Origin of the sequence: Reyranella sp. (genome assembly GCF_030651995.1) — a bacterium.
GTDB lineage: Bacteria > Pseudomonadota > Alphaproteobacteria > Reyranellales > Reyranellaceae > Reyranella.
On record NZ_JAUSBN010000052.1, the window covers coordinates 100,289 to 125,823 of the forward strand.

General features: G+C 66.1%; 28 protein-coding genes. 10 read left to right on the forward strand and 18 right to left on the reverse strand.

Features of this window, described 5'->3' with window-relative positions:
• Positions 1-17 precede the first annotated feature (17 nt).
• The 4 genes from Q7V45_RS15855 to Q7V45_RS15870 are packed head-to-tail and all read right to left on the reverse strand — an operon-like array spanning position 18 to position 2,946.
• A complete protein-coding gene (locus tag Q7V45_RS15855; RefSeq protein ID WP_216960009.1) occupies positions 18-914 on the reverse strand; it encodes an SDR family NAD(P)-dependent oxidoreductase in 897 nt (298 codons plus the stop codon).
• A gap of 36 nt (positions 915-950) precedes the next feature.
• The gene (locus Q7V45_RS15860) at positions 951-1,343 is read right to left on the reverse strand and encodes a type II toxin-antitoxin system HigA family antitoxin (RefSeq protein ID WP_304853785.1); all 393 of its coding nucleotides are present in this window, start codon (positions 1,341-1,343) and stop codon (positions 951-953) included.
• A 9-nt stretch (positions 1,344-1,352) separates the two neighbouring features.
• Complete coding sequence (locus Q7V45_RS15865; protein WP_304853786.1) at positions 1,353-1,649, reverse strand: type II toxin-antitoxin system HigB family toxin; 297 nt, start codon at positions 1,647-1,649, stop codon at positions 1,353-1,355.
• Positions 1,650-1,695: 46 nt separating this feature from the next.
• Positions 1,696-2,946 (reverse strand): thiolase family protein, encoded by a 1,251-nt coding sequence (locus Q7V45_RS15870; RefSeq protein WP_304853787.1) that lies wholly within the window; start codon positions 2,944-2,946, stop codon positions 1,696-1,698.
• 70 nt (positions 2,947-3,016) lie between these two features.
• Between Q7V45_RS15870 and Q7V45_RS15875 the strand changes: the two genes are divergently transcribed.
• Both Q7V45_RS15875 and Q7V45_RS15880 read left to right on the forward strand, forming a co-directional pair.
• Complete coding sequence (locus Q7V45_RS15875) at positions 3,017-4,420, forward strand: FAD-binding oxidoreductase (protein ID WP_304853789.1); 1,404 nt, start codon at positions 3,017-3,019, stop codon at positions 4,418-4,420.
• A gap of 115 nt (positions 4,421-4,535) precedes the next feature.
• Entirely contained in the window at positions 4,536-4,832 is a 297-nt protein-coding gene (locus Q7V45_RS15880) for a GIY-YIG nuclease family protein (RefSeq protein WP_304853790.1), read from the forward strand.
• Positions 4,833-4,977: 145 nt separating this feature from the next.
• On the opposite strand, the gene Q7V45_RS15885 is transcribed toward Q7V45_RS15880, so the two are convergent.
• Entirely contained in the window at positions 4,978-5,325 is a 348-nt protein-coding gene (locus Q7V45_RS15885; RefSeq protein ID WP_304853791.1) for a RidA family protein, read from the reverse strand.
• Between the two features lie 50 nt (positions 5,326-5,375).
• Entirely contained in the window at positions 5,376-5,726 is a 351-nt protein-coding gene (locus tag Q7V45_RS15890; RefSeq protein WP_304853793.1) for a RidA family protein, read from the reverse strand.
• A 113-nt stretch (positions 5,727-5,839) separates the two neighbouring features.
• Between Q7V45_RS15890 and Q7V45_RS15895 the strand changes: the two genes are divergently transcribed.
• Together Q7V45_RS15895 and Q7V45_RS15900 are read left to right on the forward strand one after the other, a co-directional pair.
• On the forward strand, positions 5,840-7,075 hold the full coding sequence (locus Q7V45_RS15895; protein WP_304853794.1) for a CaiB/BaiF CoA-transferase family protein: 1,236 nt from the start codon (positions 5,840-5,842) through the stop codon (positions 7,073-7,075).
• A gap of 316 nt (positions 7,076-7,391) precedes the next feature.
• Positions 7,392-8,228, forward strand: a complete 837-nt coding sequence (locus Q7V45_RS15900) for an amidohydrolase (RefSeq protein ID WP_304853796.1) — start codon at positions 7,392-7,394, stop codon at positions 8,226-8,228.
• Between the two features lie 116 nt (positions 8,229-8,344).
• Here Q7V45_RS15900 and Q7V45_RS15905 read toward each other — a convergent pair whose 3' ends face one another.
• Entirely contained in the window at positions 8,345-9,928 is a 1,584-nt protein-coding gene (locus Q7V45_RS15905) for a peptide chain release factor 3 (protein WP_370692610.1), read from the reverse strand.
• Positions 9,929-10,154: 226 nt separating this feature from the next.
• Here Q7V45_RS15905 and Q7V45_RS15910 point away from each other — a divergent pair, with 226 nt between their 5' ends.
• The 5 genes from Q7V45_RS15910 (at position 10,155) to Q7V45_RS15930 (ending at position 14,222) form a co-directional block, all read left to right on the forward strand.
• Positions 10,155-11,399 carry a hypothetical protein gene (locus tag Q7V45_RS15910; protein WP_304853798.1) on the forward strand — a complete coding sequence of 415 codons (1,245 nt, stop codon included), beginning with the start codon at positions 10,155-10,157 and terminating at the stop codon, positions 11,397-11,399.
• A 168-nt stretch (positions 11,400-11,567) separates the two neighbouring features.
• Positions 11,568-12,029, forward strand: a complete 462-nt coding sequence (locus Q7V45_RS15915) for a hypothetical protein (protein ID WP_304853800.1) — start codon at positions 11,568-11,570, stop codon at positions 12,027-12,029.
• Between the two features lie 53 nt (positions 12,030-12,082).
• Positions 12,083-12,358: a hypothetical protein gene (locus tag Q7V45_RS15920; RefSeq protein WP_304853801.1), complete on the forward strand. Its 276-nt coding sequence runs from the start codon at positions 12,083-12,085 to the stop codon at positions 12,356-12,358.
• On the forward strand, positions 12,348-12,761 hold the full coding sequence (locus Q7V45_RS15925; RefSeq protein ID WP_304853803.1) for a hypothetical protein: 414 nt from the start codon (positions 12,348-12,350) through the stop codon (positions 12,759-12,761). Before Q7V45_RS15920 ends, Q7V45_RS15925 begins: the two co-directional genes overlap by 11 nt.
• Before the next feature lie 24 nt (positions 12,762-12,785).
• Positions 12,786-14,222, forward strand: coding sequence for a M20 family metallopeptidase (locus tag Q7V45_RS15930; RefSeq protein ID WP_304853806.1), 1,437 nt, complete (start codon positions 12,786-12,788; stop codon positions 14,220-14,222).
• A 203-nt stretch (positions 14,223-14,425) separates the two neighbouring features.
• Here Q7V45_RS15930 and Q7V45_RS15935 read toward each other — a convergent pair whose 3' ends face one another.
• On the reverse strand, positions 14,426-16,234 hold the full coding sequence (locus Q7V45_RS15935; protein ID WP_304853807.1) for an ABC-F family ATP-binding cassette domain-containing protein: 1,809 nt from the start codon (positions 16,232-16,234) through the stop codon (positions 14,426-14,428).
• Between the two features lie 79 nt (positions 16,235-16,313).
• On the opposite strand from Q7V45_RS15935, the gene Q7V45_RS15940 reads away from it, so the two are divergent.
• Positions 16,314-16,661, forward strand: coding sequence for a DUF1491 family protein (locus Q7V45_RS15940; RefSeq protein WP_304853808.1), 348 nt, complete (start codon positions 16,314-16,316; stop codon positions 16,659-16,661).
• Positions 16,662-16,799: 138 nt separating this feature from the next.
• On the opposite strand, the gene Q7V45_RS15945 is transcribed toward Q7V45_RS15940, so the two are convergent.
• From Q7V45_RS15945 to nagZ, 10 genes are all read right to left on the reverse strand, one after another.
• On the reverse strand, positions 16,800-17,681 hold the full coding sequence (locus tag Q7V45_RS15945) for a M23 family metallopeptidase (protein ID WP_304853810.1): 882 nt from the start codon (positions 17,679-17,681) through the stop codon (positions 16,800-16,802).
• A gap of 121 nt (positions 17,682-17,802) precedes the next feature.
• Positions 17,803-18,435: a protein-L-isoaspartate(D-aspartate) O-methyltransferase gene (locus Q7V45_RS15950; protein ID WP_304853838.1), complete on the reverse strand. Its 633-nt coding sequence runs from the start codon at positions 18,433-18,435 to the stop codon at positions 17,803-17,805.
• A 25-nt stretch (positions 18,436-18,460) separates the two neighbouring features.
• On the reverse strand, positions 18,461-19,258 hold the full coding sequence (surE, locus tag Q7V45_RS15955) for a 5'/3'-nucleotidase SurE (protein ID WP_304853812.1): 798 nt from the start codon (positions 19,256-19,258) through the stop codon (positions 18,461-18,463).
• Positions 19,255-20,541 carry a serine--tRNA ligase gene (gene serS / locus Q7V45_RS15960; protein ID WP_304853814.1) on the reverse strand — a complete coding sequence of 429 codons (1,287 nt, stop codon included), beginning with the start codon at positions 20,539-20,541 and terminating at the stop codon, positions 19,255-19,257. Before serS ends, surE begins: the two co-directional genes overlap by 4 nt.
• Before the next feature lie 2 nt (positions 20,542-20,543).
• Positions 20,544-21,359, reverse strand: a complete 816-nt coding sequence (tatC, locus tag Q7V45_RS15965; protein ID WP_370692611.1) for a twin-arginine translocase subunit TatC — start codon at positions 21,357-21,359, stop codon at positions 20,544-20,546.
• 70 nt (positions 21,360-21,429) lie between these two features.
• Positions 21,430-21,951, reverse strand: coding sequence for a Sec-independent protein translocase protein TatB (tatB, locus tag Q7V45_RS15970; protein ID WP_304853816.1), 522 nt, complete (start codon positions 21,949-21,951; stop codon positions 21,430-21,432).
• A gap of 30 nt (positions 21,952-21,981) precedes the next feature.
• The gene (locus tag Q7V45_RS15975; RefSeq protein ID WP_304853819.1) at positions 21,982-22,254 is read right to left on the reverse strand and encodes a twin-arginine translocase TatA/TatE family subunit; all 273 of its coding nucleotides are present in this window, start codon (positions 22,252-22,254) and stop codon (positions 21,982-21,984) included.
• A gap of 110 nt (positions 22,255-22,364) precedes the next feature.
• A complete protein-coding gene (gene scpB / locus Q7V45_RS15980) occupies positions 22,365-23,453 on the reverse strand; it encodes an SMC-Scp complex subunit ScpB (RefSeq protein ID WP_304853820.1) in 1,089 nt (362 codons plus the stop codon).
• Between the two features lie 11 nt (positions 23,454-23,464).
• Positions 23,465-24,331 (reverse strand): ScpA family protein, encoded by an 867-nt coding sequence (locus tag Q7V45_RS15985; RefSeq protein WP_304853822.1) that lies wholly within the window; start codon positions 24,329-24,331, stop codon positions 23,465-23,467.
• Positions 24,332-24,385: 54 nt separating this feature from the next.
• Positions 24,386-25,417 (reverse strand): beta-N-acetylhexosaminidase, encoded by a 1,032-nt coding sequence (gene nagZ, locus Q7V45_RS15990; protein ID WP_304853823.1) that lies wholly within the window; start codon positions 25,415-25,417, stop codon positions 24,386-24,388.
• Positions 25,418-25,535 lie beyond the last annotated feature (118 nt).

Here is a 25,535-nt window from a genome sequence, read left to right on the forward strand (position 1 = left end):
AGGAGACGCCTCGCTGCTCAGGAGCCGCTCACGACGGCGGCGACTTCCTCGCCCGAGGTGCGGAAGACCCGGCTGGCCGAGACGTCGGCGATCTTCTCGATATTGTCGGCCACGTCCTCGATGGTCGGCGCGCGACCGTCGATCCTGAGCCCCTCGGCCTCGCGATACTCGATGCGCGCGAAGGTGCCGGCGCCGGCGCTCCAGATGTCGCCGGTACGCTGGCACTGCTCGCTGCACAGGAAGGCGACCATCGGCGAGACGAACTCGGGCCTGAGCTTGGCCAGCGCCTCGGGCGTCATCAGGCTTTCGGTCATGCGCGTGGCGGCGATCGGCGCCAGCGCGTTCATCATGATGTTGTACTTCTGGCCCTCGAGCCTGAGCGCGTTCATGAAGCCCACGACGGCGAGCTTGGCGCCGCCATAGTTGGACTGGCCGAAGGTGCCGTAGATGCCCGAGTTCGAGGAGGTCACGACGATGCGGCCATAGGCCTTGGCGCGCAGGATCGGCCAGGCGGCATGGGTCACATAGGCGGTGCCGAGGAAGTGGACCTTCACCACGAACTCGAAATCCTCGGTCGTCATGTTGTGGAAGGTCTTGTCGCGCAGGACGCCGGCATTGTTGACCACGATGTCGACCGTGCCAAAGGCATCGACGGCGGTCTTCACGATGTTGGCGGCGGTCGCGGCCTCGGCGACGGAATCGTAGTTGGCGACGGCCTGGCCGCCCGCCGCCTTGATCTCGTCGACGACCTTGTCGGCCGCGGCGTGACCGCCACCCTTGCCGTCGACCGCGCCGCCCGGATCGTTAACGACCACCTTGGCGCCGCGGCTGGCCAGCAGGAGCGCGTGCGCGCGGCCGAGCCCGTTGCCCGCGCCGGTGACGATGGCGACTCGATTGTCGAAGCGGATTGTCATTTCAGTGTCTCTCCTAAGGTCGTTCTTGCCAGAGTGCTAAGCGGCTGCCCGTCGCCCGCGTTCGCCATCGAGCCGATACGGCTGGACCAGAATGTCCGTGGGAATGTCCCATTCGCTCGCCAGCTTCCTGATCACGGCCAGCGACATCGCTCGCTTACGATTGAGAATCGCCGAAGCGAGCGACCGTGAACCCACCAATCTCGCGAAATCGGCCTGGCCCAGACCGCGCTCACTCATATGCGTCTCGATGGCCTCGATTGGATCAGGCAGATCGATAGCATCATGAGTGGCCTCGTACATCGAGACCAGAGCAACCAATACTTCGAGGCGATCGGCTTGCGCCGAGCCGCGCCGGGCGCCGATGAGGCGTTCGATCTCAGCCAGTGCGCGCTGGTGATCGGCCCTCGTGCGAACAGGCTTTACGAGCATGAGACGTCCTCAAACAGTCCTTGCGTCAATGCGATCATAGGCGGCATGCAGACCAACGAAACGGACCAGTACCAATTGAACCTGGTAGTCGATCTTCACAACCAAGCGGTACTTGTTGCCTCCAATGTCAAAAATTGCCCGGTTGCCCGCGACGAAATCCACAGTGGCGCCGAACTGGTCACGCAGATCACTCGGCCGCTTCCATCTCGCTCTTATCGCACGTGCATACCACAGCTTGAGCGGCACCTCCGCAGCAGGGTGTCGCAACCAGAATTCACGCAAGACGCGCTTGGCAATCACCTGCACGACATGACGCTAACATGTTCTCATATTGTGAACAACAGAGAACGGCTTAGGCCTTCTGCAGAATCACCACCGAGGCCACGGCCTCTTCCATGCCGATCACGCCGCCGCCATTCTCGGCGAGCGCGACCTTGGCACCTTCCACCTGGCGGGCGCCGGCCTCGCCGCGCAGCTGCGTGGCGAGTTCGGCCAGCATCGACAGGCCGGTGGCGCCCACCGGATGGCCCTTGGAGACCAGGCCGCCCGACGTGTTGACCGGCAGCTTGCCGCCGGGGCCGGTGGCGCCCGATTCGACGAACTTGCCGCCCTCGCCCTCGGGGCAGAAGCGCAGCATCTCGCACTGGTAGATCTCGCAGAAGCTGGTGGCGTCATGGACCTCGGCGACGTCGATGTCCTCCGGCCCCAGCCCGGCCATCCGGTAGGCCTTGTCGGCGGCCGCGCGCGTCAGGCCGGGCGCGTCGAGGTTGCGGTACATGCCGCCCGAGAAGCCGACGCCGGCGATCTTCACGGCGCGGTCCTGCACGTGCCTGGGCTGCTTCGCGAGATACTCCGCCGAGCACAACAAGGCGGCGGCCGCGCCGTCGCCGATCGGCGCGCACATGGCGCGGGTCAGCGGGAAGGACACCGGCCGGTCCTCCAGCACCGACTGTGGCGTCATCTGGAAGCGGTACTGCGCCTTCTCGTTGAGCGCGCCGTAATTATGGTTCTTGGCAGCACCGGCCGCGATCTGGGCCTGGGTCGTGCCGTACTTCCACATGTGCCACTTGGCCTGCATGGCGTAGGTATCCATGAAGATGGTGCGGTCATCGCCCGGCTTGAACTCGGAGCCGACCATCTTGCCCACCCGGTTCATCTCCTCGACCAGCCGGTCGTGCTGGCTGGTGATGTAGCCCTGGTTGAACAGGCCGGCCGTGCGCTCGGGTGCCTCCGGGCTGAACAGCTTCTCGACGCCCAGGCAGAAGGTGAGTTCGTGGGTGCCGGCCAGCACGTCCTTCCAGGCGCCCATGAAGGCGGTCGAGGCGGTGGCGCAGGCATTCTCGACGTTGAACATCGGCACCCGCTCGGGAAACAGCCCCTCCTCGACCAGCGGCTGGAACAGCGCCTGGCCGCGGATCGAGTTCTGGCCCCAGAAGCCCATGCCGCAATTGCCCAGCCAGCCGGTTTCGATGTCCGTGCCCTTGTCCATGCCGGCATCGGCCAGGGTGCCCAGATAGGCCTCCCGGGCCAGGTCGCCGAAGCTCAGGCCGGGGTGCTTCTTGAAGACGGTGGTGTAGGCGCCGATCACATAGACGTCGCGCATGGGGCGGTTCCTCAGGTTGGCTTTGCCCCCATTTGAGCGTATCCAAACGGCTTACGCTAGGAGAACGAACATGGCTGCAGCGGCCCAGGCGCGCCCCCTCAACGTCGATGCCACGATCGCCGAGCTGAAGGCGCTGTTCGGCGACCGGGTCAGCACCGCGCACGCCGTGCGCGAGCAGCACGGCAAGGACATTTCGTATCACGAAGCGCACCTGCCCGACGCCGTGGTCTTTGCCGAATCGACCGAGGAAGTGCAGCAGATCGTCCAGCTCTGTGCCCGCCACAAGACCCCGATCATCCCGTTCGGCACCGGCACCTCGCTGGAGGGCCATATCAGCGCCCCCAACGGCGGCATCTCGCTCGACGTCAGCCGGATGAACAAGATCCTGCAGGTCAACGAGGCCGACCTCGACGTGGTCGTGCAGCCCGGCGTCACCCGCAAGCAGCTCAACGAATACCTGCGCGCGACCGGCCTGTTCTTCCCGATCGATCCCGGCGCCGACGCCTCGATCGGCGGCATGACCAGCACCCGCGCCTCCGGCACCAACGCGGTGCGCTACGGCACGATGCGCGAGAACGTGCTCTCGCTGCAGGTCGTGACGCCCGACGGCCGGATCATGCAGCTCGGCCGCCGCTCGCGGAAGTCGAGCGCAGGCTACGACCTGGTGAAGCTGTTCGTGGGCTCCGAGGGCACCCTGGGCGTCATCACCGAGATCACGCTCCGTCTCTACGGCACGCCCGAATCCATGGTCGCCGCGACCTGCGCCTTCGACGACCTCGAGGGCGCGGTCAACACGGTGATCCAGACCATCCAGTCCGGCATCCCGGTGGCGCGCATCGAGCTGATGGACACCTACACCGTCGACACGGTGAACCAGTATTCCAAGCTCACGCTGCCGCAGAAGAACCTGCTGCTGCTGGAGTTCCACGGCACCGAGGCCGGCACCAAAGAACAGGCCGAGATGGTGCAGGCCATCGCCGCCGAGCATGGCGGCGGCGACTTCGCCTGGACCAACCAGGCCGAGGAACGCAGCAAGATGTGGCAGGCCCGCCACGACGCGGCGTGGGCCGCCAAGGCCTACAAGCCGGGCTGGGGAATGTGGGCGACCGATGTCTGCGTGCCGATCAGCAAGCTCGCCGAATGCATCCTGGAGACCCAGAAGGACATCCAGGCCAACGGCCTCTACGCCCCGATCGTCGGCCATGTCGGCGACGGCAACTTCCATCTCACCATGATGGTCGATCCGAACGACCCGACCTACCTGCCGCGGGCCGAGGGTCTCAACGACCGCATGATCGCCCGCGCCCAGAACCTCGGCGGCACCTGCACCGGCGAGCACGGCGTCGGCATCGGCAAGATCAAGTACCTCTACCAGGAGCACGGCGAGGCGATGTCGCTGATGCGCGCCATCAAGAAGGCGATCGACCCGGACAACATCATGAACCCGGGCAAGATCATGGGTCCGATCAACTAGAGTTCAGGGGCGCAACGCGCACTTTCGGACGGGTGCCTCCAACCCACACGACCTCATCCTGAGGAGGCCGCGCAGCGGCCGTCTCGAAGGATGGGCAACAGGACAGAACGCCTGAATGTCCGAGGAGTCCGGCGCCGGCGTCTACATGGTGAGATGTGCCGATGACAGCTACTATGTCGGGTCAGCACGCCTAGGTCTGGAACGTCGCCTTTCTGAACACAACAATGGTATCTGTGGCGTTTACACCGCAAAGCGTTTGCCGGTGACGCCCGTCTGGTCCGAGCATTTCCAGAAGATCACTGATGCCATTGCGGTCGAGCGCCAAGTGAAAGGCTGGCCCCGCGCCAAGAAGGAGGCGCTCATCCGGGGTGACTTCGGCTCGATCCAGATGCTGGCCAAGAGGCGCACCTAAATCACGCCTGTTGCCCATCCTTCGAGACGGCCGCTGCGCGGCCTCCTCAGGATGAGGATTTTGTTGGACCCACTGTAGGTCAGAAGGCTGCGCAAACAAAAAAAGGGCCGGCGAGGCCGGCCCTTTTCAGTGCAGCAGACACGCCCTACTTGGCGGCCTGGATCATGATCTCGACCTTGAGGCCGGGAGCGGCGAGCTTGGCTTCGACGGTCGCGCGGGCCGGGGTGTTGCCGGGGGAGACCCAGGCGTCCCACACCTCGTTCATCTGGCTCCAGGTCGAAATGTCGGTCAGCCAGATGTTGGCCGAGAGGACCTTCGACTTGTCGGTGCCGGCCTCGGCCAGGAACTTGTCGACCTTGTCGAGGATCTGCTTGGTCTGGCCCTTGACGTCGGCCTTGGCGTCGTCGGCGGTGAGGCCGGCGAGATAGACGGTGTCGCCATGGACCACGGCGCTGCTCATGCGGGCGCCGGCGTTGATGCGCTTGATGCTCATATTCTCTCTCCTCGAAGAAACTTCAAAAGCGGGCGGGACCTTAGCAGAGGCTAGATCGCCGCGACGACCATGATTTCGACCTTCATGTCCGGGTCGTTCAGCCGCGCCTCGACGGTGGCCCGGGCGGGCGCGTGGCCGGGCGCGACCCAGGCGTCCCAAACTTCATTCATGGCGGCAAAATCGGAGATATCGCTCAGCCAGATCGTGGCCGTCAGGATCTTCGACTTGTCGCTGCCGCCCCTGGCCAGCAGGGAGTCGATCTCGGCCAGCGCCTGCCGGACCTGGCCGGTGATGTCGAGGCTCGTATCCTCGGGGATCATGCCCGAGCAATGGATGCGGTTGCCCAGGATGACGGCCTCGCTCATGCGCGGGCCGACGTCGATTCGCGTGATGGTGCTCATGGCGGCGACCCTAAAGCGCCTTTTCCGCTCGCACAACGGACCGGGCCTGCACTCGGCCCTGCCCGCGCCGCCGGTTCGCGTTACAGTCCGGTACGCCTATCGGAGAAAACGCCATGACCATCCAACCCCAGATTCGACGGCCGCTCGACGGGATGCTCGTCCTCGATCTGGGGCAGATCTACAACGGCCCCTATTGCGGCCTGCAGCTCGCCTTCATGGGCGCGCGCGTGCTCAAGATCGAGCCGCCGGAGGGCGACGTGGTGCGCCGCCGCAAGCGCGAGGTCGAGCCCTATCCGCTGGTCATGCTGAACTCCAACAAGGAGTCGGTGGTCCTCGATTTCAAGCAGCCGCGCGGCAAGGAGATCTTCCTCGAGCTGGTCGCCAAGGCCGACGTGCTGATCGAGAACTTCGCCGCCGGCGTCATGGACCGGCTGGGTCTGGGCTACGACGTGCTGAGCAAGCTCAACCCGCGCCTCGTCTATGGCGGCAGTTCGGGCTTCGGCCTCGACGGGCCCTATCGCGACCTCGCCGCGATGGACGTCACCATCCAGGCGATGAGCGGCATCACCAATGCGACGGGCGACGCCGACGGGCCGCCGACCAAGGCCGGCGCCGCGGTGTGCGACTTCCTGGCCGGCATCCATCTCTGCGCCGGCATTTTGGGCGCGCTGGTGCAACGTGAACGCACCGGGAAAGGCCAGCGCGTCGAAGTCGCCATGCACGAGGCCGGCGCGATCTCGATCGCCTCGGCGCTGGGCGCGGTGATGGACGGCGACAAGAACGTGCCCGACCGCACCGGCAACCGGCACCCGGCGCTCGCCATGGCGCCCTACAACACCTATCGCTGCCGCGACGGCTATGTCGCGATCTTCACCTCGGCGGACCGGCACTGGACGTCGATGTGCGAGATGCTGGGCCGCGAGGACCTGCTGACCAATCCCGAGTTCATGACGACGCCGGGCCGCGCGAAGAACATGGCAACGATCGACGACATGGTCGGTGCCTGGACCCTGCCCAAGACCAAGGAAGAAGTGCTGGCCGCGCTCAACGAAGCGCGGGTCCCGTGCGCCCCGGTGAAGACCGCGCGCGAGGTCGCCTACGACCCGCATCTCGAGGCCCGCGGCTTCTGGGTCGATGTCGAGCACCCGCGCCGCGGCAAGACCCGCGTGCCGATCTCGCCCATCCGGCTGCATACCGGCGGCAAGTCGGAGATCAAGCGCCCGGCGCCGACCCTGGGGCAGCATACCGATGCGGTGCTGGGCGAATTGCTTGGATTGAAGGCGGACGAGCTGCTGCAGCTGCGCGCCAACGAAGTCACCGTGCCTGTGACAGAACGGAAGAAGAAGTAGGATTTCAGACTCCTCTCCCCCGCTAGGGGGAGAGGTTGGGTGAGGGGGTCGCGCATGAACGCCTCGACTCGCCCCCTCACCTAGCCTCTCCCCCTAGCGGGCTATCGGATTCACACATCTCAAAAAATGATTCTGTATCAATGACTTGCGTGTCGGCCTCGCCGACACAACTGGGGCCATCACTAGCGCCAGAAGCATTGAAAAGATTCAGATTTTGTGACCGCCTCTTTCACTCGCGCGAGGCATCCGTCGAGATGTGTGAATACGATAGCCCTAGCGGGGGAGAGGAACATGAAAAGAGAAAGAGGAAACACCCATGCCGATCATCGATTCCCAGGTCCACGCCTACGAGGCCAACACGCCGCAGCGGCCGTGGGCCACCGTGCCGAACTGGCCCGCGCACGTGACCGGGGACGAGATGGTCGAGGCGATGGACGCGGTCGGCGTCGACGGCGCGATCATGATCTCGCCCTTCGCGACGTACCGCTATGACGCCAGCTACGCCGAGGACGTGGCCCGCCGGCATCCCACCCGCATAGCCATCGTGAAGCCCGTCGATCCCGATGACGAGAACGTGGCCGACGTGATCGCCAAGTGGAAGGAGACGCCGGGCGCGGTCGGCATCCGCATCTTCCTGCGCGAGGAGGAGAAGCGCGCCGCCGACCATCCCGGCCTCGACCGCATCTGCCGGGCCGCGGTCCGATACGATCTGCCGCTCAACTTCCTGTTCTGGGGCAGGGTCGACGAGGGCATGCAGATCATCGACCGCCATCCCGAGACGCGCTTCATCGTCGACCATCTCGGCCTGCTGCAGCCGCGCGTCCCGCCCGCCCCCGCCGAGCCGTGGGCCGACCTGCCGAAGATCCTCGACCTCGCGAAGCGCCCCAACGCCGTGATCAAGATCAGCGGCGCCTGCACGCTCTCGAAGCAGCCCTATCCGTTCCCCGACATCTGGGATCCGCTGAAGCGCATCTTCGATGCCTGGGGCTTCGAGCGCTGCCTCTGGGGCACCGACTGGACCCGCGCGTTTGCCGTCGTGAACTACGAGAACGCGGTGAAGCCGTTCCTGGAGACCAAGACGCTCAGCGACAGCGAACGCGCCATGCTGATGGGCGGCGCCTGCGCCAAGGCCTACGGCTGGTCGCCTTCCTAGACACTCGGACTCCTCTCCCCCGATCGGGGAAGAGGTTGGGTGAGGGGGTCGCGCACCACCTGTAACCCCCTCACCTAGCCTCTCCCCCTAGCGGTGGAGAGGAACATGAGAAGAGATCAGGATCGCTCCCTGATATCCGAGAACTTCACCTTGGGGCTCTTCTCGGCGATGTAGCCCAGCTCCCAGGCGTTGCGCGCGAGGAACACCGGGGAGCCGTCGCGGTCCTCGGACATGCCGCCGCGATTGGCGGACATGAACTCTTCCAGGTCGGCCTTGGTCTCGGCCGAGATCCAGCGCGCGGTCTCGAAGGGCGCGGGCTCGAGATCGATAAGGACGTTGTACTCGGCCTCGACGCGGGTCTTGAGCACGTCGAGCTGCAGCTCGCCGACGACGCCCACGATATGGTCGCCGCCGATGACCCGGCGGAACACCTGCGTCACGCCCTCTTCCGCCAGATCCTCCAGTGCGCGCCGCAGCTGCTTGGACTTCATCGGATCTTCCAGCCGCACGCGGCGCAGGATTTCCGGCGCGAAGTTGGGGATGCCGACGATCTTCAGCGTCTCGCCCTCGGTCAGCGTGTCGCCGACCCGCAGCACCCCGTGGTTGGGAATGCCGATGATGTCGCCGGGCCACGCCTCGTCGACGATCTCGCGCTCGCGGGCGAAGAACAGGATCGGCGAGTTGACCGACAGGATCTTGCCCGTGCCCATCTGCGTGAGCTTCATGCCGCGGCGGAACTTGCCGCTGCACAGGCGCAGGAAGGCGATGCGGTCGCGGTGGTTGGGATCCATGTTGGCCTGGACCTTGAACACGAAGCCCGAGACCTTGGGCTCGGTCGGCTCGATCGGCCGCGGCTCGGCGGGCTGCGGCCGCGGCGGCGGCGCCCAGGCGGCGATCGCGTCGAGCAGTTCCTTCACGCCGAAATTGTTGTAGGCCGAGCCGAAGAACACCGGCGACAGGTGGCCGGCGCGATAGCTTTCGAGATCGAAGGCGGGATAGCCCGCGCGCACCAGCTCGACCTCTTCGGCGAAGTTGGGATCGGCGATCGTGTAGTTCTCGATCACCTCGCCGATGCGGCTCCTGTCGGTGTTGTCGAACACCAGCATGCGGTTGTTGTTGAGATCGTAGGTGCCCTTGAAGTTCTGGCCCGAGCCGGTCGGCCAGGTCATCGGCGAGACGTCGAGCGCCAGGGTCGAGGCGACCTCGTCCAGCAGCTCGATCGGGTCCTTGGACTCGCGATCCATCTTGTTGATGAAGGTGATGATCGGCACGTCGCGCAGGCGGCAGATCTCGAACAGCTTGCGGGTGCGCGCCTCGATGCCCTTGGCGGCGTCGATCACCATCACCGCCGAATCGACGGCGGTCAGCGTGCGGTAGGTGTCCTCGCTGAAGTCTTCATGGCCAGGCGTGTCGAGCAGGTTGAAGACGGCGCCGCCATACTCGAAATGCATCACCGAGGTGGTGACCGAGATGCCGCGCTGCTGCTCGATCTTCATCCAGTCCGAACGCGCCCGCCGCGCCTCGCCGCGCGCCTTTACGGCACCGGCGACATGGATGGCGCCGCCGAACAGCAGCAGCTTCTCCGTCAGCGTCGTCTTGCCGGCGTCGGGATGCGAGATGATCGCAAACGTGCGCCTGAGCCCGGCGGGATGGCCGGCCAGACGGGCGTCGGAAGCGGGAAGAGCGGCGGAATCGGGCACTTTTTGGGGGTCCTTCGGGGGTGGCGTGGGGGTAGCGGACAGGTCCGTTGGCGTCAACTCGGGCGGGGGACGCTTCTCCCCCGCCCTCCGCTTGCCCTGGCGCTTGGTCGCACTGCCGAGGTTTGTTAGTAGGGCGCCGGCTTTTACCGGCCGCGCGTGGGCCGGAGCGAATGGATTGGGGTCGATGGACAAGAGTAAGGCTGGCAGGACGCCAATCGCGCTACGCGTGCTGAAAGAGCTGGTGCTGCCGCTGGCCGGCGGCGCGGCCTACGGGACGCTCGTGGCCCAGGCCAAGCAGATGCCGCTCGACGGGGTGACGGCGGGCGGCGTGGCGTTCTTCTGCATCCTGGCCGCGCAGGGCCTGGTGCTGCGCGCCGCGCGGACCGCCCGGAGCGATCAGCCCGCGCCGGCGGCGGTCAGCGCCCCGGCGCCGGAGCCGCTCAAGCTGCGTCCGCCTGAGAAAGCGCCCGAGAAGGAACCGGAGCCCGCGCCCGCGCTCATCGCCGCGCCGACGGTCGAGCCCCTCGTCGAGCCCGTCGTCGAGCCCGTCGTCGAGCCCGTCGCCAAGCCGGTCGAGGAGCCGGCTCCTCCTGTTCCCGTCCCAGCGCTCGTCCCTGAGCCTGCGGCGAAGCCCGCCCCGAAGCCCGCCAACGACTTCGTCAGCATCCGGGTCGGCATCGAGGAGCTGAAGGAGCAAGGCGCGCTGCCCGAACCCGAGCCGGAAAAGCCGGAAGACGGCCAGCGCCCGCTCTTCCGCAACCTCGCCCACGCCCCCACCAAGCGGACCCCCGTGGAAGCGCTGGCGCCGAAGCAGCTGCTCGACCTCAAGATGCCCTACCAGGCCGTGCTGAACGCCGCCGTGAACTTCGAACGCGAGGTCAAGCGCCACGCCGACATGGAAGGCGACCGGACCGTCCCGCTCGAAAGCCTGTTCGAGGAACCGCGCTTCAACCTCTCGAAGGACCGCCTGCGCCAGCTCGATACGCTGCGCCGCATCCGCAACAACATCCTCCACGGCTTCGAGACTCTCGTCGACCCGACCGAGGCCGCCGCCCTCGTCGCCGCCTTCGACCGCGCCGCGACATGGTTCGACCCCGCCGATGTCAAGCCGCCGGAGCCTGCGAAGGCCGAGGACGAGACGCCCGCAAAGGACGAAGCGGAGAAATCTGCCGGAGATGAGGTCGAGGAGCGTGCGAACACGGAAACCGAAGAGCCCGTGAAAGAACAGGCAAAAGCCGTCGTCGAGGACGAGGAGCCTGCGAACGCGGAAGCAGAAGAGCCTGTGAAGGACGACACTGAGAAGCCCGTGACGGACGAGACCCTGAAACCGGTAGAGCCCGTCAAGGAAGAGACAGAAAAGCCCCAGGAGGGCGAGCCGGAGAAATCGAAAGAAGCGGAAAAGAAGGCCGATGCTGCCCCAGACTCCAGGGCCACGGAGAAGACTGGAAGTGAAAAATTGCCGAAGGCATAATACTCTGGGTTGAGATGGCTTGAGTGGGCGAGGATATACTCGCGCCACGGCTTCTGACCAGTTTGGCACCAGCTGATGTTTCTTCCTCCGGCAAATAACAGAATCACAAAGTACGAGCGAGTTCTTCTATCTTCCATTGTCGTTCTTTCGACATTGGTAACAGCCGTAGTGATTGTCGCCGATCAACTCCAAGTAGGCCTGCTCGCTGACTTCATGCGGGCGCGAAGCGGCTCGAGAGCCGCGTGCAACGCAACACTCGGAGCTCGCTTTCTGTTCTGGACGGCTTTCGTCTACGAATTTGCCAGTATCGTCATGGCCCTTCATCTAAAATCCCGACCGCTAGATGTCGTGGCCTATCAAGCAAGAATGAAGTCAGGAAAAGGTGACCAGCAAGAACAGAAGCTTGGATTGATCCCATTGGTCATCTTTGCCGCAATTACATACTGGGGATCATTTCATCTCGCATACGGCGATTCCAATATCTGTAATGCTCAATATCCGGTGCCAGTGGTCGCCGGCTATGCGCGGGTGTTTGGGGTCAATGTTGCTCGTGGGCTGTTGACGTTTTTCTTTTTTCATCTCTATTTCATGTCTCTCGATACGACCCCGGATCGGAAGTCCACGGAGTGACCCTCTTTGCTCCGGCATCTCCCTGGCGGCCAACGCCTCCGCACCTCAGGTGCTTGCAGGCAGGACTTCCGGCGCTAGACTGCCCCCTCGAAAGCCTCTTCGAGGAGCCGCGTTTCAACCTGCCGAAGGACAGGCTCCAGCAGCTCGACACACTGCGCCGCATCCGCAACAACATCCTCCACGGCTTCGAAACCCTGGTCGACCCTGTCGAAGTCGCCGCCTTCGACCGCGCCGCGCCATGGTTCGATCCGGCCAACATCGAGGCGGAGAAGCTCGTGAAAGATGAGGTGAGCACGTGCGATCAGGAAGGATCAAACGATGGACTCTAAATATGTGCTCCCTGAAAGTACTGTCCTTGAACTGAATGGAGGCCAGATTGCATTGGGAGCTGCCGCTCGAGCTTGGGATGAATACTATCATAACTTGATCGTCGTCGAGTTACCCGGTCGTACGCCGCTGTACGGTGAATGGGAGCCAAAATATGCGGCTAACAAGATTGATTTCGATATCGAGATCTTGAGCTTCGGTTATCGCGACGGGGACAGCGTTGGTTCGACAAACATCTCGAACAGATTGGTATTCTCTCCGAATGAACGGACTCTTGTTGAAAGCCTGATCCTTTCTCTATTTGCCGATGCCGCTGCAACGGCAACGCTGAATCCATTTGCACTCAAGGTAGCGCGCTACACAGGCGTCGTACGGTTCGTGTCGAGATGGATTAGAGAACAATAGCCCACTTAAGGTAAACTCCCGCCCATGAACCCCGACCAGCTCAAGACCTTCATCGGCAGCTTCTGGGACGACCAGATCCTGCCGTCGCTCACCGAGTACATCCGCATCCCCAACAAGTCGCCGTCCTTCGACCCGAAGTGGGAGGAGAACGGCTTCATGGAGCAGGCGGTCACGCTGATGACCGACTGGGCGCGGCCGCACGTTGCCGCCTTCGCGGGCGCGACGATGGAGGTGGTGCGGCTGCCGGGCCGGACGCCGCTGATCTTCATCGAGGTGCCTGGTACCGATGGGGGCGACGACAACGACGACACCGTCCTGCTCTACGGCCATCTCGACAAGCAGCCCGAGATGAAGGGCTGGGCCGAGGGCATGGGGCCGTGGATCCCGGTGCGCAAGGACGACAAGCTCTATGGCCGCGGCGGCGCCGACGACGGCTATGCGATCTATGCCTGTTTCGCCGCGCTCTTGGCTCTCGAGGAGCAGGGCATCCCGCGCGCCCGCTGCGTCATCATGATCGAGGGTTGCGAGGAATCCGGCAGCTACGACCTGCCCTTCTATGTCGACCACCTGCTCGACCGGATCGGCGATCCGTCGCTGGTCGTGTGCCTCGATTCCGGCTGCGGCGACTGGGACCGGATGTGGCTCACCACGTCATTACGGGGCATCGCGGCCGGCACGCTCAAGGTGCGCGTGCTGAACGAGGGCGTGCATTCGGGCGACGCGTCGGGGATCGTGCCCTCCTCCTTCCGCATCACGCGCGCGCTGCTGACGCGCCTGGAGGACGAGGCGACCGGCGAGATGAAGCTGCCGGAACTGTTCGTGCAGATCCCGCCGCAGCGCATCGCGCAGGCCTCAGAAGCCGCGCGCGTGCTGGGCGAGGAGGTCTATCGCAAGTTTCCCTTCGCCGGCACGACCAAGCCGATGGTCGAGGATCTCGGCCAGATGGTGCTGAACCGCACCTGGCGGCCGCAGCTCGCGACGGTGGGCATGGCGGGCTATCCCGAGCCGGTCGATGCCGGCAACGTGCTGCTGCCCTACACCGAGGCCAAGATCAGCGTGCGCACGCCGCCGACGCTCGACGCCAGGGAGGCCGTGAAGGCCATGAAGAAGGCGCTGGAGTCCGATCCGCCCTATGGCGCCACCGTCGAGTTCGACGCCGGCGAAGGCGGCCAGAGCGGCTGGCACGCGCCGCCGCTGGCGCCGTGGCTGGAGACGGCGGTGAACGAGGCCTCGCAGGAAGCGTTCGGCGAGCCGGTCGCCTACATGGGCGAAGGCGGCACGATCCCGTTCATGGGCATGCTGGGCGACAAGTTCCCCGGGACGCAGTTCGTGATCACCGGCGTGCTGGGCCCGCACTCGAATGCGCACGGGCCGAACGAGTTCCTGCACATCCCGACGGGCAAGAAGGTGACGGTCGCGACCGCGCTGATGATCGCGGCGCATTATGAGCGGAAGAAGTAGCCTTTCTTCCTCCTCTCCCCCGCTCGGGGGAGAGGCTGGGTGAGGGGGCGACGCACCCCGTGTAACCCCCTCACCTAACCTCTCCCCCTATCGGGGGAGAGGAACATGAGAAGGGCGAAGGCCGCGTAAACGAAACAAACGAAATAAACGAAAAAACTGGATCCGAAGAGGCCCTCCCCCGTGCCGGGAGCGATTCCACGGCGCTAGCCGCCCAATTCCTCGCGCAGCATTTCGAGTTCGAGCCATTCGCTTTCGGCTGCATCGATCTCCGACTGCGCCGCGCCGATGCGGGCGGTCTTGGACTGGAAGGACTTGGGATCGCGGCGGTAGAGGTCGGGGTCGGCCAGCGCCTTTTGCAGGGTGGCGATCTCGGCCTGCAGGGTCTCGATCTTCTTCGGCAGTTCGACCAGGGCGCGTTCGCGCTTGTAGCCGAGGCGGGCCTTGCCCTGCGCTGCAGCCTTTGGCGCGGCCGGCTTGTCCTTTGCGCGTGACGGCGTGACGCCGGTTGGCTCCACGCGCGGCCCACGCTGGGCCACGTAGTCGCTGTAGCCGCCGGCATACTCGGTCGCCGTGCCGTCGCCTTCGAGCACGATGGTCGAGGTCACGAGCCGGTCGAGGAAGTCACGGTCGTGGCTCACCAGCAGGACGGTGCCGTCGTAATCGTCGAGCGCCTCCTGCAGCAGGTCGAGCGTGTCGGCGTCGAGATCGTTGGTCGGCTCGTCGAGCACGATCATGTTCGAGGGCGCGGCCAGCGCCTTCGCGAGCAGCAGGCGGTTGCGCTCGCCGCCCGACAGGGTGCGCACCGGCTGGCGCGCCTGCTCGTCGCGGAACAGATATTCGCGCAGATACGTCATCACATGCGTGAGATGGCCGCGCACCAGCACATGGTCGTTGCGGTCGGCCAACGTCTCCCACGGCGTCTTGTCGGGGTCGAGACCGATGCGGCGCTGGTCGATCACCACCGGCATCAGGTTGGAGCCCAGCTTCACCGTGCCGCTGTCGGGCTCGAGCTCGCCCATCAGCATCTTGAGCAGCGTCGTCTTGCCGGCGCCGTTGGGCCCGATCAGGCCGATGCGGTTCTTGCGGAAGATACGCGTCGAGAAATCCTCGACGATGACCTTGTCGCCCCAGCGCTTGGTGATGTTGCGCGCCGTCACGACCAGCGCGCCCGAGGCCTCGGCGCTGCCGGCCTCGATCGAGGCGCGGCCGACGGGGCCGATCTGCTGGCTGCGCTGCTGCCGGAGCGCCGCGAGCGCGCGCAGGCGGCCCTCGTTGCGCGTGCGGCGGGCGCGGATCGACTTGCCGGCCCACTCGGTCTCGCGCTCGATCAGCCGGTCGAGCTTGTGCCGCTCCGTCGCCTCGCGCTCGATGATGTCGTTCGACCAGGCCTCGAACTCGCCATAGCCCTTGTCGAGGCGGCGCACGATGCCGCGGTCGAGCCAAAGCACGGCCCGCGTCAGGTTGGTGAGGAAGCGCCGGTCATGGCTCACCAGCACATAGGCGCCGCGCCACTTCGAGAGCTTCTCCTCCAGCCACTCGATGGTCGGCAGGTCGAGATGGTTGGTCGGCTCGTCGAGCAGCATCACGTCGGGCTCGCCAATCAGCACGCGCGCCAGCGCCGCGCGCCGCGCCTCGCCGCCCGACAGGGTGGTCGGATCGCGCCCGCTGTCGAGCTTCATGTCCTCGAGGATGGCGGCGACGCGATAATCGTCCGGCCCCAGCGAATCGGAAAGCGCCGAGGACACATAGTCGGCCACCGTGGTGTGACCGGCGAAATCCGGCTCCTGCGGCAGGGTGGCGACGGTGGCCCCGGGCTGGGCGAAGCGCTCGCCCGAATCGGCGATCGGCGCGCCCGCGAGGATGCGCAGCAGGGTCGACTTGCCGGCGCCGTTGCGGCCGACCAGCGACAGGCGCTCGCCCGGACCGATTCCCAGATCGACGCCGGCCAGGATGGACTGGTCGCCGAGATGGAAGCGGATGTCGCTGAGCGCAAGGAGAGGAGGATCGGCCATGGGAGCGCGCTGTATTGGCCGAACCTGTCCACATCGGCAAGCGCGAAGCCCAAGTTTGACGGGCCGGGTCGCGCCCTGCATGAAGGCGCGCATGGTCATGGGCCTCACCACCGGACTCTGGGTCAGCGCGCAGATACGTCTCTGCGACCGCGCGTTCATTCCCGCAGCCGTCGTGCGGCGCGGCGATCCCGATGTCGGCACGGTGCTGCTGAAGATCAACCGCTTCGAGGCCGGCGTGACCGTGTTCACCCAGACCAGCACGCTCGAGGATGAACCGGCCTGGAGCCGCGGCACCGGCCCTGCGCCCGTCACCGAGCCCGAAGCCGACGCCTACATCGCCCGCCAGGTCGCCCGCGACCCCGACCTCTGGGTCCTCGAAATCGAGGACCGCAAGGGCGAGTACAAGATGATCGGGAAGGTCGTTTAGGCGCGAGGTCTTCGAGTAACCCCCTCACCCTGCCTCTCCCCCTGTCGGGGGAGAGGAGTTTCAAAATCATGTTCCTCGCCCCCGTTAGGGGGAGAGGTTAGGTGAGGGGGCTGCGCACGGGACGGCGAACGACGCCCGTCACTGCGGCCCGAGCACCGTCGTCGGGTCGATCGTCCTGCCGGAGCGGCGGACCTCGAAATGGAGCTGCGGCTCGGCGGTGCCGCCGGAATTGCCGACCCGGGCGATCGTCTGGCCCTTCTTGACCACGTCGCCCTTCTTCACCGCCAGCGACTCGTTGTTGCCGTAGGCCGTGATGTAGCCGCCCGGATGCTCGATCAGCAGCAGGTTGCCCATCCGGGCGACCTCGTTGCCGGCATAGACGACCCTGCCGCCCTCGGCGGCCTTCACGGGCGTGCCCTTGGCGGCGGCGATGTCGATGCCGTCGTTCTTCTGGCCGCCCGACGTGCCGTAGCCCGAGACGACCTTGCCGTTGACCGGCCAGATCATCCTCGCCGCGGGCGGCGTGGCCGGCACGGTGACCGACGTCTTGCTGAGCGGCGTGGGTTCGCCCGCGGGCGCGGCGGAGCGCGGCGCCTCGCCCTGCGCGCCGGGCGGCGGCGCCAGCCCTTCGCGCTTCACCGAGGACGGCGCGTTGGGATTGGCGGCGGCGGTCTGCTGGCTGGACGGCTCGCCGTAGCTGTCCGGGACGAAGCGGGCCCCCGGCATGGCGAGCGTCTGGCCGGGCTTGATCGTGTACGGCGCCTTGAGGTTGTTGCGGTCGATGATGGTCTGCGACGGCACGCCGTAGCGGCGCGACAGGCCGTCGACCGTGTCCTTGTCCTTGACGACGTAGACCGGAACGGCGTTGGGACCGGCGGCGGACCCGGGATATTCCATGGTGCCTTCGCGGGCACCCATGACGGTGTTGCAGGCGCCGAGCGCGACCGATAGCACCGCCATTGTTCCCAGCGTGTGCATGCGGCCGGCCCATCGCGAGGGGAAGCGAGGGGCGTTTTTCATGCTCTCATACTACTGCATTGAGATTCTGGCGGGAATAGGAGCCTCCGAGGGTCGTTCTTTCTTCGGCGCTCTCGGACATTGCCCTGGGCAATGTCCTGTCGCTCCTCGGGCTGAGCTTCGCTCAGCCCTGCCCCAGCACCGGCAGCGGGCCCGACACGAGGGGCACGAACCGCACCGGCATGAGCGTGTCGCGCTGGAGGCCGCTCTCGGTCTTCACGATGCGCTCGACGACCTGGGAGGTGGGGTCGCGGCCCACCGGCACGATCAGGATGCCACCGACGGCGAGCTGGTCGATCAGCGCCTGCGGGCGCTCCTCGGCCGCCGCGGTGACGATGATGCGGTCGAACGGCGCCTGGCCAGGCCAGCCCTTGCTGCCGTCGTTGATGTCGACCACGACGTTGTAGATGCCGAGGTCGAGCAGCAGGCGCTCGGCGGCCTTGGAAAGCGGCTTGAAGCGCTCCACCGAGTAGACACGGCGCGCGAGCTTCGCCAGCACGGCGGCCTGGTAACCGGAGCCCGTGCCGATCTCCAGCACCTTCATGCGCGGCCCGACCCGCAGCGCCTCGGTCATGGCGGCGACCACCAGCGGCTGGCTGATCGTCTGGCCAAAGGCGATGGGCAGCGCGGTGTTCTCCCAGGCCCGCTCGGCGAAGGTCTGCGTCACGAAGCGCTCGCGGTCGACCGAGGCGATGGCCGCCAGCACGCTCTCGTCCGCGATGCCCGAATTGCGCAGCTCGGCGATCAGGCGCTGCATGGCGGCAACGTTCACGGGGCGCTCTCTAGTCGAGGTCGATGGGCTGCGCCTCGAACTCCGCGACGAGCTTGCGGCGCATGCTCTCATGGGTCAGGTCGAGGTGCAGCGGGGTCACCGAGATGTGGCCCGAGCGGACGGCGGCGATGTCGCTCGCCGCGTCGATCTCACTCTCCTGCGGGGCATAGCCGATCCAGTAGTAGGTGCCGCCGCGCGGATCCCTGCGCTCGACGATGTGGCCGCCAAAGCCGCGCGTACCGGTATGGGTGACCCGCACGCCCTGGACCGAGGCCGCGACCACGTCGGGGAAATTGACGTTGACCAGAACGTTGCGCGGCCAGTCGAGCGCCAACACCCGGCGCGCCACGGCGGCGCCATGGGCGGTCGCGGTGCCCCACTTCACCGGATGATCGAAGGCAGACGCCTGGCTGAAGGCAATCGACGGGATGCCCAGCAGGCAGCCTTCCATGGCCGCTGCGATGGTGCCGGAATATGTCACGTCGTCGGCGATGTTGGTGCCGCGGTTGACGCCCGACAGGACGAGGTCCGGCTTGCGGTCCTTCATCAGATGCTTGACGGCGAACAGCACGCAGTCGGTCGGCGTGCCGTCGACCGCGAATTTGCCGTCGCTGACCTCGCGGGCGCGGATCGGCCGCGACAGCGACAGCGAATGACCGGCGCCGCTCTGGTTGACCTCGGGCGCCACGATCCAGACGTCGCTCGAAAGCTGGGTCGCGATCTCGACCAGCGCCTCGAGACCCGGCGCATGGATGCCATCGTCGTTGGTGACGAGGATGCGCGCCTTGGCGAGGTTGGGAACCTTCATTTCTTCGCGGGAGGCGCGGGAATGAGCTCGAGGCCGCCCATGTAGGGACGCAGCGCCTCGGGGATGGTCACCGAGCCGTCCTCGTTCTGGTAGTTCTCCAGCACCGCCACCAGGGTCCGCCCCACGGCGAGGGCCGATCCGTTCAGCGTGTTCAGGAAGCGCGTGCCCTTCCCTTCCTTAGGCCGGTAGCGCGCGTTCATGCGACGGGCCTGGAAGTCGCCCATGTTCGAGCAGCTCGAAATCTCGCGATAGGCCTCCTGGCCGGGCAGCCAGACCTCGATGTCGTAGGTCTTGCGCGACCCGAATCCCATGTCGCCGCCGCACAGCACCACGGTGCGATAGGCGAGGCCGAGGCGCTTCAGCACTTCCTCGGCGCAGCCCGTCATGCGCTCGTGCTCGTCGGCCGACTGCTCGGGTGTCGTGATGCTCACCAGCTCGACCTTGGGGAACTGGTGCTGACGGATCATGCCGCGCGTGTCCTTGCCGGCCGAGCCCGCCTCGGAGCGGAAGCAGGGCGTGAAGGCCGTAAAGCGCAGCGGCAGCTCCTTCTCCTCCAGCACCATGTCGTTCACCAGGTTGGTGAGCGAAACCTCGGCGGTGGGGATCAGCCAGAACCCGTTGTCGGTGCGGAACATGTCCTCGGCGAACTTCGGCAGCTGCCCGACGCCGTAGACGGCGGTGTCCTTCACCAGCAGCGGCGGACTAACCTCGGTGTAGCCGCCCCCGGCCGTGTGCAGGTCGAGCATGAACTGGGCCAGGGCCCGTTCCAGCCGCGCCAGATGGCTCCTCAGGAACACGAAGCGCGAGCCGGAGATCTTCACCGCGGCGGCGAAATCCATGTTGCCGGTCGCCTCGCCCAGGGCGACGTGGTCCTTCGGCGGGAAGCTGAAATTGCGCTGATTGCCTTCGCGGCGGATCTCGACGTTGCCGGTCTCGTCGGCGCCCTCGGGCACCTCCTCGAACGGAAGGTTCGGGATCACCTCGAGGCGAATGCGCAGCTCCTCGTCGAGGCGGCTGGCCTCGCGCTCGCCGTCCTTCAGGCTCTGCTCGAGGTTGGCGACCTCCTCCATCAGCGCGTCGGCATTCTCGCCCTTGCGCTTGGCGATGCCGATCTGCTGGCTGAGCGCCTTGCGATTCGCCTGGATGGCTTCGCTCTCCGAGATCGCCGCGCGGCGGCGCCGGTCGATGTCCAGGATCTCGGCCGAAAGCGGCGCCAGGCCACGTTTCTTCAGGCCGGCGTCGAACGCCTCGGGAGCTTCGCGGATGAAACGGATGTCATGCATGGCTAGCTGCCGGACGCCTCGCCGGCTTTGGCGGCTTCCTCGGCCTTCTGTTCGGCCTCTTCGGCCGCCTTGTCCGCGGCTGCGCGCTTCCGCTCAATCACCCTCCCGATCAGGATGCTGATCTCGTAGAAGGCCATCAGCGGGATCGCCAGCGCGATCTGGCTCACCACGTCGGGGGGCGCCAGGACGGCCGCGATGACGAAGGCCACGACGATGGCGTAGCGGCGCTTGGATCTCAGCCCCTCGGTGGTGGCGATACCGACCTGGATCAGCAGGGTCAGCAGGACCGGCACCTCGAAGGCGAAGCCGAAGGCGAAGACGAGCTGCAGGATGCGTTCGAGATAGTCCGACGACCTGAGCGTCTTCTCGATGTCGGGCGGCGCGTACTGCGTCAGCATGAAATTGATCACGTACGGCAGCACGACGTAATACATCAGCGCACAGCCGGCATAGAACATGAACGGCGTGGCGACCAGAAACGGCACGAACGCGCGCTTCTCGTGGCGATAGAGTCCCGGTGCGACGAACAGCCAGATCTGCACGGCGATCAGCGGGAAGCCCACGATCAGCGCCACGAAGGCCGACAGCTTCACCGTGACGAAGAAGAACTCGAAGATGTCGAGGACGACGACCTTGTAGCCATCGGCCAGCGCCGGCTGGATCAGGAACGAGAAGATCGGCTTGGCGAAATAGAACGTGATGAAGAAGACCAGGAAGAAGCACACGAGCGCATAGATCAGGCGCTTGCGCAACTCGACCAGGTGATCGAGCAGCGGCATCGGCTTGTCGTCTTCGGGTCCGTCGTATGCCTGGGTCACGGATCACTTCGCAGCATGGGAGCCGCGTTATGCCGCCCTTTGGGGCGCAATTCAAAGCGCAAGTTGGCGCTCAGACGGCCGCGACGGCCTTGGCCGGCTTTTCCTCGGCTGAAACAACCGGCGCCGGGGCTTCGGGTACGGCCGTTTCGGCAGCCACCGGCGTCATCGCCGGGGTTGCTTCGGAGGCCGCGATGGGCATCGTCGAGGCATTTTCGAGCGTCGGCTGGGGCTCTACCGCGATCTGCGGCGCCGATTCCGGCTCGGCGAGCGGATTGTCGAATTTGGCCTTGGCGTCGGCCATGGCCTTCTCACCCTCGGCCATGCCTTCCTGAAGCGCGCTCTTGATCTCGCGGGTGGGGTCGAGCGCCTGAAGGTCGAGACCGGGAGTGGCCGCGAGCTGCTTCTTCACATCATCGAGGTCGGCCTGGCGCACCATCTCATCGACATGGCCGCGGAATTCCGAGGCCATGCCGCGCATCTGGGCCATCCATTTGCCCCAGCTCCGCAGCATGCCCGGCAGTTCCTTGGGGCCGATGACGACGAGCGCCACGACCGCAATGACCAGTAACTCAGGACTATCGATACCGAACATGGCCGGTCAGGCCCTCACGTCGCCCGCGTCTCAGATCTTGGCGGCGTTGTCCTGGTGGTGGACCGTGCCGCCCGGCGGGGTGGTCGTCGCCTGAGCCGAGATCGGCTTGGCGCTGTCGCCCGGCTGCGTACCCGGCTGAGCCTGCGGAGGTGTCTCGTCCTCTTTGGCCCCGACGCCCTTCTTGAAGGCCGAGAGGCCCTTGCCGAAGTCGCCCATGAGCTGCGAGACCTTGCCGCGACCGCCGAACAGCAGCAGCACGACGGCCAGCACGATCAGCCAGTGCCAAATGCTGAAGCTTCCCATTTCAAAATGCTCCCAAAATCGATTGCAATCGGCGTGTCGAATTACGTGTACCGATTATGGCATCCGTTAAGAAGCCCCGGCAACCTGTCGAATAAGGCGCTTCCGGGGCGTCAGCGCCCGGGCTCCGCCAAGCCTTCCTCGACGGCGAGAGGCTCGTCGGCCTCGTCCTCCGTCGGTTCGAGCGGCAGATCGGGCTCGTCTGGCCTGAATATGGGGGGCTGCGAGCGGGCATCCAAGAGCCCGGCGGCCTTCAATTCCTCCTGCCCCGGCAGGTCGTCGAGGCTCGGCAGGCCAAAATGCTCGAGGAAAAAGTCCGTCGTGCCCCAGGTTACCGGTTTGCCCGGCGCCCGGCGGCGGCCCATCGGCTTGATCCAGTTCTGCTCGAACAGCAGGTCGAGCGTGCCCTTGCTCAAGCCCACGCCGCGCACCTGTTCGATTTCGGCGCGCGTCACCGGCTGGTGATAGGCGATGATGGCCAGCGTCTCGACCGAGGCCCGCGACAGTTTGCGCGTCACCGGCTTTTCGATCTTGAGCTTCTCGGAGAGGTCGGACGCCGTCCGGAAGGCGTAACCGCCCGCCACCTGCACGAGATTGACCCCCCGGCCGGCATACAGTTCCGCGAGATCGGCCAGCAGGCGCTTCACGTCGGCATCGTTGGGCAGCCGGTCGACCAGCTCCTTTTCGTCCAGCGCCTGGGTGCCGGCGAAGATCAGCGCTTCGAGCAGGCGCAGATGCTGGGCATGATCGGGCGAAACGACATCGGTGACGTTCTCCTCCGTGTGCGCGACAGCGGCCGAAGCGGCAATAGCCGCGACCGCAACGGCCTCGGCGGCGACGGTCTCGATGACGGTGTCGCCAGACGTCTCGACCGGCTCCGGCGGGTCTTCTACGGCGGCAGCCTTCGCGGGCTTGTCGTCCTCGTCCTCCTCGTCGTCGTCGTCTTCTTCGTCTTCCTCATCATCGTCGGAATCGTCGTCGTCGGAATCATCGTCGTCGGAATCATCGTCGTCGGAATCATCGTCGTCGTCGTCGCCGGATTCGTCGTCGTCCTCCGACTCCTCCTCGTCGTCGTCATCATCGTCGTCTTTTTTTTCGTCGTCCTCCTTATCGGCCTTCTCCTTGGCGGCGGCCTGGTCGCGGACGAGCGCGAGCGCGTCGGGTTCTTCGACGGCGGGGGTGGCGTTTTCGATGTCTGACATGGCGGGAACCGTTACTGCTGCTCGGTACGTTTACGCAGATGGATAGGGCCGAAACGCTCGCTCTGGCGCAGCTCGATCTGGCCGTCCTTGGCGAGCTGGAGGCCGGCGACGAAGGTCGCGGCGATCGCCGAGCGGCGGCGTGCCGGATCGGTAAGGCCGGCCGGCAGGAAGGCCTCCAGCGACTGCCAGTCGATGGCGATGCCCAGCATGCGGCCAAGCCGCTCCGCCGCCTCCTCGACCGAGAAGAACTGCATCGGCTCGATCTGGTAGGTGTCGGCATCCTTCGGCCGGACCTGCGAGCCGTAGGCGCTGAGCAGGTCGTAGAGTTTCACGTCCCAGACCGCGCGGCGCACGACGACGATGCCCTCGGGTTGACCGCGCACGAAAATGTCCCGACCGAGCTGCGGCCGGGCCATCAGGCGCGCACCGGCCTCCTGCATTGCCTCAAGGCGACGCAACTGCCACTTCAGCGCGTCCGCCATCTCCTGGCCCGACGGTTCCTCGCCGGCCGGCGGCTCCGGCAGCAGCAGCCGCGACTTGAGGTAGGCGAGCCAGGCCGCCATCACGAGATAGTCCGCAGCCAGCTCCAGCCGCATGCGGCGGGCCTGATGGATGTGCACCAGATACTGGTCGACCAGCGCCACCATCGAGATCTTGCGCAGATCGACCTTCTGATCGCGCGCCAGACTCAGCAGCAGGTCGAGCGGACCCTCGAACCCTTCCAGATTGACGATCAGCTCGCCCTCGCCCGGCGCGATGACGTCGGGCCCTGCGGCCGCAAAATTGTCCGCGCCCGGCGCCGGAGTCGCTTCGCCTGGCGCAATGGCGCCGTCGGCGATGGCTGCGTCCTCGGGAGGCGGGCTGGCGGGTTCGTTCATGCAGTCCCGGTTTAGTGAGCGGAAGCGCCTACCGCCACATGATTTGGCCCGGCCTTATCCCCATTCCGGCAGGAGTTCGGCCACCCGGCGGGCAGCTTCGGCGAGCCCCCGGGCACCGGCGGGATCGCGATGGCGGGCGAGAAAGCTGCGTCCATCCTGAAAGCGTCGATGGGCGGGTTCGGTCATCGGACCGGTGCGGCCCGCGATCTCCACCATTTCGGGCATCCGGCCGTTACAGTGGAGGGCGATGTCGCAGCCGGCGGCCAGCGCCCGTGCCGCCCGCTCGCCCAGCGACCCGCCCAGCGCCTGCATCGAGAGATCGTCCGACAGCAGGAGTCCGTCGAAGCCGATATGGGAGCGGATCACGTTCTGCACGGCGCCTGCCGAAACCGTGATGCAGTCCTTCGGATCGATGGCATCGAACAGGAGGTGGCCGGTCATCGCCCAGGGCAGGTCCGACAGCAGCTTGAAGGGCACGAAGTCGGTCCGTTCCAGCTCGGCGCGCGACGCCGTAACCCTGGGCAGCGCCTCGTGGCTGTCGACCGTGGCGCGGCCATGTCCGGGAATGTGCTTGATCACCGGCAGTACGCCCTCGGCCAGCAAGCCCTCGGCTGCCGCCCGGCCCAGCGCCGCCACGGGCTCGGGCCGGTCGGCATAGGCGCGATCGCCGATCACGGCATGGGTTTCGGGAAAGGCGATGTCGAGCACGGGCAGGCAGTCGACGTCGCAGCCGATCGACGCAACGTCCGCCGCGAGCAGCCGGGAATTGAGCTTCGCCGCCTCGAGCCCGGCATCGGGATCGCGGGCATAGAGGTCTCCCAGCAAACGGGCGGGCGGCGCCTTGCGCCAGTTCGGCGGACGCAGCCGGGCGACCCGGCCCCCCTCCTGGTCGATCAGCACCGGGGCCTCGCCGCGCGCCACGCAGGAGCGCAACTCGTCGACCAGACGGCGGGTGCTCTCGATCGTGTCGACGTTGCGGGCAAACAGGATGAAGCCCAGCGGATCGGTGTCCCGGAAGAAGGCGCGCTCCTCGACCGACAGCTCGGTCCCGGCGCAGCCCAGGATCAGGGCGCGCGGGCGGCTCATTTCGAGCCCAGTGGGCGATAGCTCGGCCCTAGAAAGGGTCCGTCGTCTCGACCGGAGCGCGCAGCGCGGAGTGGAGAGACCTTCTCTCCCCCAAGAGCCAGCTTATCGCAGGGAGAAG